General features: G+C 70.9%; 12 protein-coding genes. 5 read left to right on the top strand and 7 right to left on the bottom strand.

Features of this window, described 5'->3' with window-relative positions:
• Positions 1 to 60: 60 nt before the first annotated feature.
• The 3 genes from A6A29_RS33020 to A6A29_RS33010 are packed head-to-tail and all read right to left on the bottom strand — an operon-like array spanning position 61 to position 2775.
• On the bottom strand, positions 61 to 834 hold the full coding sequence (locus A6A29_RS33020; protein WP_073725871.1) for an energy-coupling factor ABC transporter ATP-binding protein: 774 nt from the start codon (positions 832 to 834) through the stop codon (positions 61 to 63).
• Entirely contained in the window at positions 831 to 1592 is a 762-nt protein-coding gene (gene cbiQ / locus A6A29_RS33015) for a cobalt ECF transporter T component CbiQ (RefSeq protein WP_073725869.1), read from the bottom strand. The genes A6A29_RS33020 and cbiQ overlap by 4 nt, the downstream gene beginning before the upstream one ends.
• 1 nt (position 1593) lies before the next feature.
• On the bottom strand, positions 1594 to 2775 hold the full coding sequence (locus tag A6A29_RS33010; RefSeq protein WP_073725867.1) for an energy-coupling factor ABC transporter permease: 1182 nt from the start codon (positions 2773 to 2775) through the stop codon (positions 1594 to 1596).
• A gap of 274 nt (positions 2776 to 3049) precedes the next feature.
• Here A6A29_RS33010 and A6A29_RS33005 point away from each other — a divergent pair, with 274 nt between their 5' ends.
• Positions 3050 to 3406 carry an SsgA family sporulation/cell division regulator gene (locus A6A29_RS33005; RefSeq protein ID WP_079183125.1) on the top strand — a complete coding sequence of 119 codons (357 nt, stop codon included), beginning with the start codon at positions 3050 to 3052 and terminating at the stop codon, positions 3404 to 3406.
• 279 nt (positions 3407 to 3685) lie between these two features.
• On the opposite strand, the gene A6A29_RS33000 is transcribed toward A6A29_RS33005, so the two are convergent.
• Both A6A29_RS33000 and A6A29_RS32995 read right to left on the bottom strand, forming a co-directional pair.
• Positions 3686 to 5923 carry an MMPL family transporter gene (locus A6A29_RS33000; RefSeq protein WP_073725865.1) on the bottom strand — a complete coding sequence of 746 codons (2238 nt, stop codon included), beginning with the start codon at positions 5921 to 5923 and terminating at the stop codon, positions 3686 to 3688.
• A gap of 120 nt (positions 5924 to 6043) precedes the next feature.
• On the bottom strand, positions 6044 to 6616 hold the full coding sequence (locus tag A6A29_RS32995) for a TetR/AcrR family transcriptional regulator (RefSeq protein ID WP_073725863.1): 573 nt from the start codon (positions 6614 to 6616) through the stop codon (positions 6044 to 6046).
• Between the two features lie 174 nt (positions 6617 to 6790).
• Here A6A29_RS32995 and A6A29_RS32990 point away from each other — a divergent pair, with 174 nt between their 5' ends.
• Together A6A29_RS32990 and A6A29_RS32985 are read left to right on the top strand one after the other, a co-directional pair.
• Entirely contained in the window at positions 6791 to 10240 is a 3450-nt protein-coding gene (locus A6A29_RS32990; RefSeq protein WP_073725861.1) for a S41 family peptidase, read from the top strand.
• 354 nt (positions 10241 to 10594) lie between these two features.
• A complete protein-coding gene (locus tag A6A29_RS32985) occupies positions 10595 to 11743 on the top strand; it encodes a hypothetical protein (RefSeq protein ID WP_073725859.1) in 1149 nt (382 codons plus the stop codon).
• Positions 11744 to 11876: 133 nt separating this feature from the next.
• On the opposite strand, the gene A6A29_RS32980 is transcribed toward A6A29_RS32985, so the two are convergent.
• Both A6A29_RS32980 and A6A29_RS32975 read right to left on the bottom strand, forming a co-directional pair.
• Positions 11877 to 12332: an ATP-binding protein gene (locus tag A6A29_RS32980; protein WP_073725857.1), complete on the bottom strand. Its 456-nt coding sequence runs from the start codon at positions 12330 to 12332 to the stop codon at positions 11877 to 11879.
• Positions 12329 to 12550 carry a hypothetical protein gene (locus A6A29_RS32975; RefSeq protein ID WP_073725855.1) on the bottom strand — a complete coding sequence of 74 codons (222 nt, stop codon included), beginning with the start codon at positions 12548 to 12550 and terminating at the stop codon, positions 12329 to 12331. The genes A6A29_RS32980 and A6A29_RS32975 overlap by 4 nt, the downstream gene beginning before the upstream one ends.
• A 118-nt stretch (positions 12551 to 12668) precedes the next feature.
• Between A6A29_RS32975 and A6A29_RS32970 the strand changes: the two genes are divergently transcribed.
• Positions 12669 to 13520, top strand: a complete 852-nt coding sequence (locus A6A29_RS32970; protein WP_073725852.1) for a helix-turn-helix domain-containing protein — start codon at positions 12669 to 12671, stop codon at positions 13518 to 13520.
• Complete coding sequence (locus A6A29_RS32965; RefSeq protein ID WP_073725850.1) at positions 13501 to 13773, top strand: DUF397 domain-containing protein; 273 nt, start codon at positions 13501 to 13503, stop codon at positions 13771 to 13773. The genes A6A29_RS32970 and A6A29_RS32965 overlap by 20 nt, the downstream gene beginning before the upstream one ends.
• Positions 13774 to 13849: the final 76 nt, after the last annotated feature.

Raw genomic sequence — 13849 nt, 5'->3', positions numbered from 1 at the left:
TCCTGCGCTCCCGCTCATCCCCCCATGGTGCATCGCACGGCGGGCCGGACGCGTAGCGGGTCACCCCCTGTTCACGGACACGGAACGCGGATCGAACCCGAACGGCAGCTCCAGCCGGTGCGCGCGCATCAGTTGATCGTCGCAGAGCAGATCCTGCGTACGGTCGTCGGCGGCGATGACGCCCTCGCTGAGGATGACGGCGCGCGGGCAGAGTTCGAGCGCGTACGGCAGGTCGTGGGTGACCATGAGCACGGTGACGTCCAAGGAGCGCAGGATGTCGGCGAGTTCGCGGCGCGAGGCCGGGTCGAGGTTGGAGGAGGGCTCGTCCAGGACGAGGATCTCCGGCCGCATCGCGAGGACGGTGGCCACGGCGACGCGGCGGCGCTGCCCGAAGGACAGGTGGTGCGGCGGCCGGCCCGCGTACTCCTCCATGCCCACCTGCTGGAGCGCGAAGCGGACCCGCTCCTCCAGTTCGGGGCCGCGCAGCCCCGCGGCGGCGGGCCCGAAGGCGACGTCCTCGCGGACGGTCGGCATGAACAGCTGGTCGTCGGGGTCCTGGAAGACGATGCCGACGCGGCGGCGGATCTCGGCGAGGTTCCGCTTCGCGACGGGGAGCCCGGCGACGCGCACGGTGCCCGCACCCGCGTCGAGGATGCCGTTGAGGTGGAGGACGAGGGTGGTCTTGCCCGCTCCGTTGGGGCCGAGGAGGGCGACCCGTTCGCCACGGGCGACGGTGAGGTCGACGCCGAAGAGGGCCTGGTGGCCGTCCGGGTAGGCGTAGGCGAGTCCGCTGACTTCGAGGGATGGTGCGGGGGCGGTGGACGGGCTGCTCATAGGGACCATCCCAGCAGACAGATGACGAGGGCGAACGCGGGCAGCACCGAGGCGTACGCCCACTGGGTCCGGGAGGCCGTCACCTCGTCGATGACCGGCATGGTGCCGGTGTAGCCGCGGCTGACCATCGCGAGGTGGACGCGCTCGCCGCGCTCGTAGGACCGGATGAACAGGGCGCCCGCGGACTTGGCGAGGACACTCCAATGGCGTACGCCGCGTGCCTCGAAGCCCCGGGAGCGGCGGGCGATCGACATGCGCCGCATCTCGCCGGTCACGACGTCCCCGTACCGGATCATGAAGGACGCGATCTGGACCAGCAGCGGCGGCATTCTCAGCCGCTGGAGGCCGAGCAGCAGGGACCGCAGTTCGGTGGTGGAGGCGAGGATCACGGAGGCGGCGACGCCGAGGGTGCCCTTGGCGAGGACGTTCCAGGCGCCCCAGAGGCCGGGGACGCTGACGGAGACACCGAGGATCTCGGTCTGCTCGCCGGGCACCACGAAGGGCATGAGCAGCGCGAACGCGACGAACGGCACCTCGATGAGGAGCCGCTTCAGCAGGAAACCGGCGGGGATACGGGCCACCGTGGCGACGACGGCGAGCAGGGCCGCGTACAGCGCGAAGGCCCAGACCGCCTCGCGCGGCGTGGAGACGACCACGACGACGAAGCAGAAGACGGCGGCGAGCTTGCAGTGCGGGGGCAGGCCATGGACGGGCGAGTGCCCGTGCCGGTAGAGCTTGTGCGCGTGTCCGGCGCCCATGTCAGGCGTTCTCTCCGGCGTGGTGGGCGGCGGCGGGGGTGTCGGAGCCGTGGGTACGGCGACGGCGTACGGCCCAGAAGACGCCGCTGCCGACGACGACCGTGGCGCTCACGCCGATCACTCCGGCGAGGCCCCCGGAGATCCGGGCGTCGGTGACGTCCCTCACGCCGTAGTCGGCGAGCGGGGAGTCCGAGGCGGCGTGCTCCTCGGCCTTCCTGTCGATGCCCTTGTCGGCGGCGACCTTCTCCAGGCCGTCGGGGCTGGCGGAGGCGTAGAAGGAGACGAAGCCCGCGAGGACGAGGGCAGTGACCAGGCCGGTGGCCCAGACCTTGCGCGTGGACCGGGCGGCGGCCGGGGTGGCGGAGCCGGACCGGGACCGGGCGCCGGACGGGGCGCCGGACGGCGACGGGGCCACGGACGGGGCGCCGGACGGGGCGCCGGACGGCGACGGGGCCGCGGACGGGGCGTCGGACGGTGACGGGGCCACGGACGGGGCGTCGATCAGCTCGCCGTCGACGCGGAGCTTGAGCGGGGCGGCGAGCCCGCGGGCGGCGTGCACGAGGTCGGGGCGTACGGCGATGACGGCCCCCACCGTCAGCGCGGTGATCACGGCCTCACCGATACCGATCAGCACATGCACCCCGACCATCGCGGTGAGCACCTTGCCGATCGGGATGTCGGTGGTGCCGCCGATCCAGTAGATGAGCGTGAAGGCGCAGGCCGCGGCGGGTACGGAGACCAGGGCGGCGACGAAGGCGGAGACGGTGGCCGAGCGGCGGGTGCGCGGCAGGATTCCGGTCAGGCCGCGGAACAGGGCGTACGCGACGATCACGGTGACCACACCCATCACCGTGATGTTCACCCCGAGCGCGGTGAGGCCGCCGTCCGCGAAGAGGATGCCCTGCATCAGCAGGACGACGGCGATACAGAGCACTCCGGTGTACGGCCCGACCAGGATCGCGGCCAGCGCCCCGCCCAGCAGATGGCCGCTGGTACCCGCCGCGACCGGGAAGTTCAGCATCTGCACGGCGAAGATGAAGGCGGCCACCAGGCCCGCGAGGGGGGCGGTGCGCTCGTCCAGCTCGCGGCGGGCACCTCGGAGGCTGACGGCGACGGCGCCCGCGGCGACGACTCCCGCGGCCACGGAGACGGGTGCGTTGATGAATCCGTCGGGTACATGCATGAGGTGGCTCCGCTTCCTGCGGTTTCCGCGTTCCTGCGGGCGGGGTCATGAACCCGTCAATGATAGGACCCTGTTGCGAACACCATGCAAGAGCGAACAGGTCACAACTGCTCACCGTACCCAGGTCCGCCCCGTGCGCACCCGGGCCCGCACCCCCACACACCCGGGCCCGTGCCCGCCGCACCCGGGCCCGTCCCTCGCGCACTCGGCGTGCCCCTGGTCCAAAATGTGGGACATTAGAGTGCAAAGTTCTATAAATAGGAGGAGCCGGCTCATGTCCCCCGTGATTGAAGAACATGCCCGCGCCCGGCTCATCACCGACGGCCCGCTCACCCGCCCCGTCCCCGTCGCCCTGCGCTACGACGCGGCCGTCGACCCGCGCACCGTCCATGTCACCCTGCCCGGCGGCAGCGACTGGGCATTCGGCCGCGACCTGCTGGAACGGGGCCTCCGGTCCCCCGCCGAGCGCGGCGCCGTCCGTGTCTGGCCGTGCGGCCGGGCCCAGCTGATCGTGGAACTGCACTCGGCGGACGGCGTCGAGGTGTTCCAGTTCGACAACGCGACGCTGATCCGCTTCCTCGACCGGACCCACAGCGAGACCGCGCCCCCAGAACCGGCCACCCACGGCTGATACCAGCTGACACCGGGCGATTCAGCCTGACACCGGCAAATTCGTCCGATACCAGCTGACACCGGCCGCCGAGCACCACGCCCGCCGCCGGGCATGACGAGAGCCCCCGTGCCGCTCGCACGGGGGCTCTCGTCTTCGCCCCGGCCCCCGTCCCCACAGGTAACCGGCGCTTCCGGGGCCGCGCTCCGCTCGGACGCGGACCCGGGGTTCATGGGATCCGGGCCCCGGGTCCGCCTGAGCGGACCCGGGACACCGGCTCGGACACCGCTCGGACACCGCTCAGACGCGGGTCAGCTCACGCTCACCGTCGGCGTCGCCGCCGGACCCGCCCCGCGAGGACTCCGGAGCGTCGGAGAGCTGCTTGCGCAGGCCCTCGCCCTCCACGTCCACGTTGGGCAGCGCGCGGTCCAGCCAGCGCGGCAGCCACCAGGCGCGCTTGCCGAGCAGCGCCAGCACCGCGGGCACGATCGCCATCCGCACCACAAAGGCGTCGAAGAAGACGGCGATGGCGAGCGAGAAGCCGATCATCTTGATCATCTGTTCGCTGGCGCCGATGAAGCCGGCGAAGACCGCCATCATGATCACGGCCGCGGCCGTGACCACCCGTGCGCCGTGCTTGAAGCCGGTCACGATGGCCTGGCCGGGGCTCTCCCCGTGGACGTACGCCTCCCGCATCCGGGTGACGAGGAAGACCTCGTAGTCCATGGCGAGACCGAAGACCACACCGACCATGAAGATCGGCATCATCGACATGATCGGGCCGGTCTGCTCGACGCCGAAGAGCGAACCGAGCCAGCCCCACTGGAAGACCGCGACGACCGCGCCGAGTGCCGCGACGACCGAGAGCAGGAAGCCGAGCGCCGCCTTCAGCGGCACGAGGACCGAGCGGAACACCAGCATCAGGAGCAGGAAGGCCAGACCCACGACGAGCGCCAGGTAGGGCAGCAGCGCGTCGTTCATCTTCTGCGAGAAGTCGATGTTCATCGCGGTGGCACCGGTGACCAGCACCTCGGCACCGGAGTCGCTCTTGATGTCGGCACCCGCGTCACGGATGGCGTGGACCACGTTCTCCGTCTCGACGGAGCTGGGCCGGTCCTGTGCGATGACGGTGATGGTCGCGGTGTCGCCCGCCTTGTTGAAGGCGGCCGGGCTGACGGCGACGACGTGCGGCATGGACTCGATCTCCTGGGAGACCTGGTTGACCGCGGTCTTGCCGTCCGAGCTGTTCTTCGTGTCGACGACGACCATCAGCGGCCCGTTGAACCCGGGACCGAAGCCGTCGGAGAGCGCGTCGTACGCCTGGCGCTGCGTGGTGCTCTTCGGCTGGGAGCCGTCGTCCGGCAGGCCCATCTCCAGCGACGCGGCCGGTACGGCGATGACGCCGAGGCCGATGACACCGGCCAGCAGCACCCACACCGGCTTGCGCAGCACGAACCGCGCCCACCGGGTGCCCATGTTCGGCTTGGCCTCGGGACGGTTCTCCGCCTCGGCGGCCCGGCGCGCCTTGCGCCCCATGACCCGCTTGCCCGCGAAGCCCAGCAGCGCCGGGACCAGGGTGAGCGCGATGAGGACGGCGATGGCGACCGTTCCGGCGGCGGCGAAGCCCATCTTCGACAGCATCGGGATGTTCACGACGGCCAGGCCCACCAGGGCGATGACCACGGTCAGGCCCGCGAAGACGACCGCGGAACCGGCCGTGCCGACGGCCCGCCCGGCGGCTTCCTCGCGCTCCCGGCCCTCGGCCAGTTCGGCGCGGTAGCGGGAGACGATGAAGAGCGCGTAGTCGATGCCGACCGCGAGGCCGATCATCATCGCGAGCGTCGAGGTGGTGGAGCCCAGGTCCAGCACGTTCGCCAGCGCCGTGATCGTCGAGACCCCGATGCCGACCCCGATGAGCGCGGTGAGCAGCGGCAGCCCGGCGGCGATCAGCGAGCCGAACGTGATGACCAGCACCACCGCGGCGATGGCGACCCCGATGATCTCGGTGGCGCCGGTCTCCGGCATCACCTGGAGCGCGTCACCGCCGATCGCCACGGTCATCCCGCTCTTCTCGGCGGCCACCCCCGCGTCCTCCAGGGCCTCACGGGCCGGGTCGGTCAGCTCCATCGAGTTGACCTTGTAGGAGACCGAGATGTACGCCGTGGAGCCGTCCTTGCTGACGGCGTCGGCGGTGTACGGGTCGGCGACCGAGGCGATCTGGTCCGAGCCGGACTTCAGCTCGCCGACGATGTCCTTGACCTCGGCCTTGTTGGCGGCGTCGGTCACCTTCTGTCCGTCGGGTGCGGTGAAGACGACGCGGGCTGTCGCGCCGTCGGCGCTGCTGCCCGGGAAGCGCTGTTCCAGCAGGTCGAAGGCCTTCTGGGCCTCCGTACCCGGAATCGAGAAGGAGCTGGAGGTGGCGGTGGAAGCGGAGGCGGCACCGAATCCGGCGAGTGCCAGCAGTGCCACCCAGACGAGGGCGACATAGCGGCGGCGCCGGAAGGCGAGCCGTCCGAGCTTGTAGAGGAATGTGGCCACGGGGGCGTACTCCCGGTCAGGTCGTATGAGTGGAAATGGGCATGAGGAACCAGCCCGACGACGAGAGCGGCGTGTCAGGTGGAGCGTCGGGGAGAGGGCCGTGCGGGCGGGGCGGGGACGTCAGACGCCGAGGGCGGGGAGGACCACGGAGTCGACATAATCGATGAGAAACGCCTGGTCGACGGCGCGGTCCTCGACCAGCTGCCGAGCGGCGAGCGCGCCGATCAGCATGTGCGGGATGTATTTCAGCGCCGGATTGTCCGAGCGCAGTTCGCCCCGCTCCACGGCCCGTCGCAGCAGCAGGTCGAGACCGGTCATCTCCGGCTCGATCAGCAGCTCGCGCAGCGCCTTGTGCAGATCGGGATTGTCATGGACGGCTTGACTCAGGCCCCGCATCAGCGCGGAGTCCTTCTCCATCTGACAGTCGTCGTTGCGGCTCAGCGCGACATGGAAATCGCCGCGCAGCGAACCGGTGTCGATCTCGCCGAGGCTCACCGGCTTGTTGTACCTCAGTGCCTTCACGACCAGTTCGGGCTTGCTGCCCCACTGACGGTAGAGGGTGGCCTTGCTGGACCGGGTACGGGCGGCGACGGCATCCATGGTCAGGGCGTCGTAACCGACCTCGCGGAGCAGGTCGAGGACGGCGGCGTAGAGCTCACCCTCACGCTCGGGTGTGAGCCTGGTGCGTGCCATGTGTGCCGACCTCCCTCGCGCTTCGCTCCGCTGGATTCGCTGGATTCGCTCACCATCGAACGAAACCGTTTCGTACACCTGACCGTACTCCCACCGCCCAGCGAAACGAAAACGTTTCGCTTGTGTGCTGCACCACAAGTTGCTTCGGGCCGTTCGCGCGGAAAGCATTGGAGGGTGAGTGACGACGTCGCGTATCTCCGTTTCCCGCACCTCCACCAGGACTTGCTCTGCTTCGCGGCCGAGGACGACCTCTGGGTCTCCCCCCTCGCCCCGGCAGGACACCGGCCCGACCGGGCCTGGCGGATCACCGTCGACCGCACCAGGGTCAGCCATCCACGCTTCTCGCCCGACGGCACCCGTATCGCCTACACCACCTGGCGAACGCTGGACCCCGAGATCCATGTCGCCCCCGTCGAGGGTGGCCCCGCCCGCCGGCTCACCTACTGGGGCTCGACCGACGCCCGGGTCTGCGGCTGGAGCCCCGATCCGGGCGACACGTCCCAGATCCTCGCCGTGTCCTCGCACAACCAGCCCTTCTCGTACTTCTCCTGGGCCTACAGCGTCCCCACCGACGGCAGCCCCGGCGGCCGGCTCCCCTGGGGACCGGTCTCCGACATCGCGATCGCGGACATCGACGGCGAGCGGCGCTCGCTCCTGCTCACCGGCAGGCCGCCGCACGAACCGGCCGCCTGGAAGCGCTACCGGGGCGGGGCGACCGGGCGCCTGTGGCTGCACGGCGAACGGCTGCTGCCGGACATCGGCGGTCAGCTGGACTCGCCCATGTTCGTCGGCCGCCGGATCGCGTTCCTCTCCGACCACGAGGGCGTCGGCAATCTGTACTCCTGCCTGATGGACGGCAGCGATCTGCGGCGCCACACGGACCACGACGCCTTCTACGCCCGGCACGCCTCCAGCGACGGGCACCGGGTGGTCTACCAGTGCGGCGGCGATGTGTGGCTGGTCGAGGACCTCCAGTCACCGGACGCCCGGCCCCGGAAGCTGGAGGTACGGCTCGGCGGGCCCCGGACCGGACGGCGTACGCACCAGGTGCCCGCCGCCAGCAACGTCGACTCGCTCTCGGTCGACGAGACGGGCCGGGCGAGCGCCGTCTCCGTACGCGGCAGCCTGTACTGGCTCACCCACCGCGACGGCCCCGCCCGCACGATCACCGACACCCCGGGGGTCCGGGTCCGGCTGCCGGAGATGCTGGGCAGTGTCGGTCAGGTGGCGTACGTGACGGACGCGGACGGCGAGGACGCGATCGAGATCGCCTACCTCCCCCGGGCCAGCGGCGACCGCGAACCGCGCCGACTGGCCTCCGGGAAGCTGGGCCGGGTACAGGAGCTGATCTCCGACCCGGCGGGCGAACGGCTGGCGGTCGCGTCGAACGACGGGCGGCTGCTGCTCCTGGACACGACGGAGGAAGGGGAGCCGGAGGCGGGTACGAGTACGGATACGGGTACGGGTACAGGTACGGAGGTGCACGCCGCCCCGGATGCCCCGGATGCCACGGACGCCACGGACGCCACGGACGCCACGGACGGGGCCGGGGACACGACGGACGCCACCGAAACCGACGTGGACGCGACGGACGTCATCGGCGACGTCACCGAACTCATCCGCTCCGTCAACGGCCCGGTCCGCGACCTGGCCTTCTCGCCCGACGGCGCCTGGCTGACCTGGTCGCACCCCGGGGTCGGCCGCTCCCTGCGCCAGATCAAATTGGCCCGGATCTCCGGGCCGGGCGCACCGGTGATCGTCGATGTCACCAATGGCCGCTTCGAGGACGAGAACCCGGTCTTCACGGGCGACGGCCGCTATCTCGCGTTCCTGTCCTGGCGGGGCTTCGACCCGGTGTACGACGTCCACACCGGCGACCTCTCCTTCCCGCTGGGCTGCCGCCCGTATCTGGTCCCGCTCTCCTCGGCCACCCCGTCGCCGTTCGCGCTCTCCCCGGACGGGCGCCCGGCGGCGGGCGGCCTGGACCCGGTGGACCTTCCCGACGGCGGTACGGGGGAGGGGGCGACGGTCACCGTCGAGTTCGAGGGCCTGGAGAGCCGGGTGACGCCGTTCCCGGTCTCCGCGTCGAAGTACTCGGCGCTGCGCCCGGTCAGCGGTGGCGGGCTCGTCTGGCTGCGCTGGCCGATCTCGGGCGCGCTGGGCGAGACCTTCGCCAACCCGGCGGACATGTCGGGGCGCCCCACCCTGGAGCACTTCAACATCGCCAAGGCCCGCAGGACCGAACTGGTCGACCACCTCGACTGGTTCGCGGTCAGCGGCGACACGAGCCGGCTCGTCGTCATGGACGACGGCGAACTGCGCGCCGTACCGTCCAACGAGCCCGGCGACAACGACTCCACCGTCTATCTCGACCTGCGCCGCATCCTGCACGACGTCGACCCGGCGGCGGAATGGCGCCAGGCGTACGACGAGGCGGGCCGGATCATCCGCTCCTACTTCTGGGAGCCGGACATGTGCGGCATCGACTGGGGCGGGGTGCTCGACCAGTACCGCCCACTGGTCGAACGGGTCTCCTCACCCGACGAGTTCGCGGACCTGCTGCGCGAGGTGCTCGGCGAACTGGGCACCTCGCACGCGTACGTGGCACCCGCCCGCCGCAACGAGGGCCCGCCGCACTACCAGCGGGCGATCGGGCTGCTCGGCGCCAATCTGGTGTGCCGTGACGGGGCGTGGCGCATCCAGCGCATCCTGCCCGGCGACTCCTCGGACTCCAAGGCGCGTTCACCGCTGGCGGGTACGGGGATCAGGGAGGACGCCGCCCTCACCCATGTCGACGGCCGCCCGGTGGACCCGGTGACGGGGCCGTACCCGCTGCTGACGGCGGCGGGCGGCACGACGGTGGAGCTGACGTTCCGCCCGGCGGGCGACGAGGGCCGCTCACGCCGCATCGCGATCGTTCCGCTGATCGACGAACGGCCGCTGCGCTACCAGGACTGGGTGGCCAAACGCCGGGAAGTCGTACGGGAGTTGAGCGGCGGCAAGTGCGGCTACCTGCACATCCCCGACATGGGCGGCTCGGGCTGGGCCCAGTTCAACCGGGACCTGCGGCTGGAGGTGTCGCGCCCGGCGCTGATCGTGGACGTACGGGGCAACGCGGGTGGCCACATCAGCGAACTGGTCGTCGAGAAGCTCACCCGCAGGATCCTCGGCTGGGACCTGACGCGCAACGCCCAGGCGGTCAGTTACGCGTCGAACGCGCCGCGTGGCCCGGTGGTCGCGCTGGCCGACGAGGCGACGTCCTCCGACGGCGACATGATCACGGCCGCGTTCCGGCTGCTGAAGCTGGGACCGGTCGTGGGCCAGCGCACCTGGGGCGGCGTGGTCGGCATGACCGGGCGCCACCGGCTGGGCGACGGCACGGTGATCACGGTGCCGATGAACGCGGCGTGGTTCGACACGTACGGCTGGTCGGTGGAGAACCACGGCGTCGAGCCCGACCTGGAGGCGCTGCGCACCCCGCTCGACTGGGCGGAGGGCAGGCACGCGGTGCTGGACGACGCGGTGCGCGTGGCACTGGACCTGCTGGCGAAGCACCCGGCGGCAACACCCCCGAGCTACACCACGGCCCCGGACCTGCGACGTCCGCCGTTGCCCCCGAGGTAGGAAAGCCCCGGGCTTCGGGCTTCGGGCTTCGGGCTTCGGGCTTCGGGAGGGACTGTTCACCTTTTCGGGTGTACATGAGGAGGGCGCGGGCCCGAAGCTTGAGCTTCGGGATTCGGGCGTCGGGACACGAGCTTCAAGGTTCGAGCTTTTTCTGTTACCGGTAGGGAAAAGAAGGGAAGTCGGGAAAACCTCCCTCCCCTCCCTTCCCTGTCACGGCCAGCAAGTATGACTAATCCGGGCAGCTTGCGGCGCGGTCACGCGGCTGCTTACCGTGCCTCCAACGAAACGACCCCGACGCGGTGTAGAAGCACCGAGCCGGGGTCTCACCTCAAGATCGAAAGCAGCGTCGATCCCGTGGCTACCCGGAACCTTAGCCCTGCCCTCCGTGCACCCGCACGCTCACTCCCGTACCCGAAGGCCAAGCCCGGCTACGGCAAGCGCTCGACGCCCGGCCAACACACGCCCACCGGCTCGGAGTTCGCCCTGCTGCCCGAGCGCGAGCGCTATGTCGCCGGATTTGTCGAGCGTCTTCCCGACGGCTCGGCGATGGACGTCAAGACCCTGGCCAAACAGCTCCCGCTCTACGGCCAACAAGCCGTGGCATCGGCCCTGACCGCCCTGTCGGTTGCCGGGCACCTGCGCCGGGTACGCCGCCCGGCGGGCGAGGGCGACCAGGTCCGCTGGGTCTCCCGGACCTTCTGGTCACGTACCGCCCGTGACAACGAGTGGTGGAACACCTTCCTGGCGACGGAGACCATCGGGGCACCCCTGGCAGCAACGGCCCCCGCGACCGCGCCCCCGCCCTGGGTGCCCGCTGAAGAGCCCGCTCCCGCCCCGCCGGTCATCGCCGCCGCCCACGTACCACCGCAGAATCCGGGGCCGAAGCAGGAGCAGGTGCCGGAGCCGGAGCCGGAGCCGGGCCCCGAGAGGGAAGCGGAAGAAGAGGCCGTACCGCAGCCTGAAAAGCAGGAAGCACAGGCACCGGCGCCGGACACAAGCCCGTCACCGACCTCGCCCACGGCACTGGGCGCACCGCAGCAGGCGCCCCTTGTGGGCGCCTCCCCCGCCTACCTGGCCCTGGCACAACTCGGGCGTCGCGACCCCCGCTTGGCGCTCTCCGCCGCCGACTGCGAGACCTTGCAGGACCTGGCGCAGTGCTGGTTCGACCGAGGAGCGGACGCGGACTACCTCCTCCAGGCCCTCTCCTGCGGGCTCCCGACCGGCGTCGACTCCCCCGTGGGCCTCGTCCGCGACCGGCTCATCAGGAAGCTCCCGCCCCTCCTGCCAGCCACGCCCACACCTCCCGCACCGGGCACCGCCCCGCACCGCCTGCTGGTCGAGTGCACCGAATGCGGGGCCCCGGGCCGCCCCGAATCCCTCCCCGACGGCCTCTGCGGCCCCTGCCGCCGGTCCGTCCAGGGAGCCGCCACCCCGCCCTCGACCCCAGGGCCCGACGCCCGGCTGCTCGCCGGGCACATCCGAGGGCTCCTGAAGACCGTCTGAAGAGTCCGAAGAAACGGCGCCGGACCGGCGACCGCCCCGGCGAGGGACGTTCTCCGGTCCGGCGACGAGCGTACGAACGGCACGGGGCGGCCCGCCCGCCCCGTACGAACGGCACGGGGCGGCACGCCCGCCGTCAGCCGGTGCCGGGAGCGACACCCGCCGCGGATCTGCTGTCGGGACCGGCTGGTTCGCGATCCGGCCCGCCCCACCGGGCGGGCGCCCCCAGTTCGCACCAGACCGTCTTCCCGTACGGCCGCTGCTCGACGCCCCACCGCAACGCCAGCGCGTCCACGAGCGTCAGCCCCCGCCCCGACTCCTCGCCGTCCGCCGCAGCCCGCAGGGCGGGCCAGGCACCCGGCTCGGGGTCGCTCAACTCGACCCGGACCCGGCCGGAGCGGGTACCGCTGACCCGGAGCGTGACCGGTGTGCCCTCGCCGAGATGCACGATCACGTTGGCCAGCAACTCACTGACGCAGAGCAGCAGATCGGGCGAATCCGCACCCCCGCAACACTCCCGCAGGGTGCGCCGGACCTCCGGTACGGCCTTCGGCACGGCGAGCAGATGCACCGTGAACGGCAGCGGGGTCATCCACCGGCCGCCGACCGCAGCACCTCGGCCATCCGGCGCGCGGTCGCCACATTGCAGTTGCCGAGCGCGACCAGTTGCGGCCGGGTGGCGCACCCGGCGAGGGTCAGCGGATCGACGCCGAGCGACGGCAGGGTGATGCCGTGGACCGCGAGCGCGGTACGCAGCGCGTCGACGTCCGCGCCGATGTCGTAGCCGGGGGTGTCCTGAGTGTCGTCCATGGGGGGAGCATCCACCTTTCGTTGCGCACTGTGACGAACGCCTCACACGTTGCCGTACGGTCCCCTACCTTGAAAGGGTTTCCCGCTCCACAACGCACAGCGCGAAAGGTGGTCAAAGGTGGCTACGCGCAAGGAGATCGACGGCTCGGCCGGGGTCCCGCAGTTCTACGGCAAGGAGCTCCGCTTCAAACGGGAGCAGGCGGGCCTGACCTTGGAGAAGCTGGTGGACGGCAGCTTCTACGGGATCACGTACCTGAGCGAGATCGAGCACGGCCATCGCCGGATGCCGGTGGATCTGGCGCAGCACGTGGACCGGGTACTGGGGACGGACGGGTTCTTCCAGCGGCGGTGCGAGGACGTGCGGAAGGCCAAACAGGGGGCTCACGCAGCGTTCTTCGCTCCGGTCGCGGAAGCGGAGACGCGGGCGCGGACCATCGGCGAGTGGTCCGGCACGCTGATCCCTGGCCTGCTCCAGACCCGTTCGTACGCCCAGGCCGTCATCCGCTCCACGCATTCTCTGGACACAGCGGAGGAGGTCGAAGCCAAGATCAACGCTCGATTGCACAGGGCCCGGCTCTTCGACAACCCCAAGAAGCCCGAGTACTGGGTGGTCCTGCACGAGTCGCTGGTGCGCCACCCCATCGTCCCGCCAGTGGAAATGGCCGAGCAGTTGGACCAGATCACCGCCCTGGTGCGGCGCGGTCGTGTCGTTACACAGATCCTTCCGTGGAACGGCCCGACCCGTCCCCTCACCGAGTTGCCGCTCCTCCTGATGGACTTCGACAGCGAACCACCGCTGCTCTACACCGAGGGGCCATACCACGGTCAGATCATCGATGATCCGGCCATCGTGATGCAGTACCACAAGGCATACGATCGGCTGAGGGCCGCCGCCTTGCCGCCGGAGGTGTCCCTTGCCCTGATCGAGAAGGCGGCTGAGGAGTTCCGGCATGGCCAGCACCCGTCCTGATCTCGGCGCCGCCACGTGGCGTAAGAGCAGCTACAGCAACGGCAGTGGCGGCAACTGCCTCGAAGTCGCCCAGGAGTTCGCGACCTGGCGCAAGAGCAGCTACAGCAACGGCGACGGCGGCAACTGCCTCGAAGTCGCGGACGGGCACCCCGGCGTCGTCCCCGTCCGCGACTCCAAGCGCCCCGAAGGACCGGCGCTCATCGTCCACGCGTCCGCCTGGTCACCGTTCGTGGAGTCCGTCAAGGCGTCCTGACGCCGCTGCGGGCTTCCTGAAGTACCTTCCGGGCGCCCGCGGTTCGCCCGGGCGCGCGCACCAACCGCACCCGGGG

The organism is Streptomyces sp. TSRI0281 (genome assembly GCF_001905125.1).
Lineage (GTDB): Bacteria > Actinomycetota > Actinomycetes > Streptomycetales > Streptomycetaceae > Streptomyces.
The sequence above is the reverse complement of the archived record's forward strand: the minus strand, read 5'-3'. Positions and strand labels throughout refer to the sequence as shown.

Coding starts and splice junctions, on each gene's coding strand:
- A6A29_RS33005 (WP_079183125.1), top strand. CDS start 3,050: ATGTCCCCCGTGATTGAAGAACATGCCCGCGCCCGGCTCATCACCGAC.
- A6A29_RS32975 (WP_073725855.1), bottom strand. CDS start 12,550: ATGGACGACACTCAGGACACCCCCGGCTACGACATCGGCGCGGACGTC.
- A6A29_RS33020 (WP_073725871.1), bottom strand. CDS start 834: ATGAGCAGCCCGTCCACCGCCCCCGCACCATCCCTCGAAGTCAGCGGA.
- cbiQ (WP_073725869.1), bottom strand. CDS start 1,592: ATGGGCGCCGGACACGCGCACAAGCTCTACCGGCACGGGCACTCGCCC.
- A6A29_RS32980 (WP_073725857.1), bottom strand. CDS start 12,332: ATGACCCCGCTGCCGTTCACGGTGCATCTGCTCGCCGTGCCGAAGGCC.
- A6A29_RS33010 (WP_073725867.1), bottom strand. CDS start 2,775: ATGCATGTACCCGACGGATTCATCAACGCACCCGTCTCCGTGGCCGCG.
- A6A29_RS32965 (WP_073725850.1), top strand. CDS start 13,501: ATGGCCAGCACCCGTCCTGATCTCGGCGCCGCCACGTGGCGTAAGAGC.
- A6A29_RS32995 (WP_073725863.1), bottom strand. CDS start 6,616: ATGGCACGCACCAGGCTCACACCCGAGCGTGAGGGTGAGCTCTACGCC.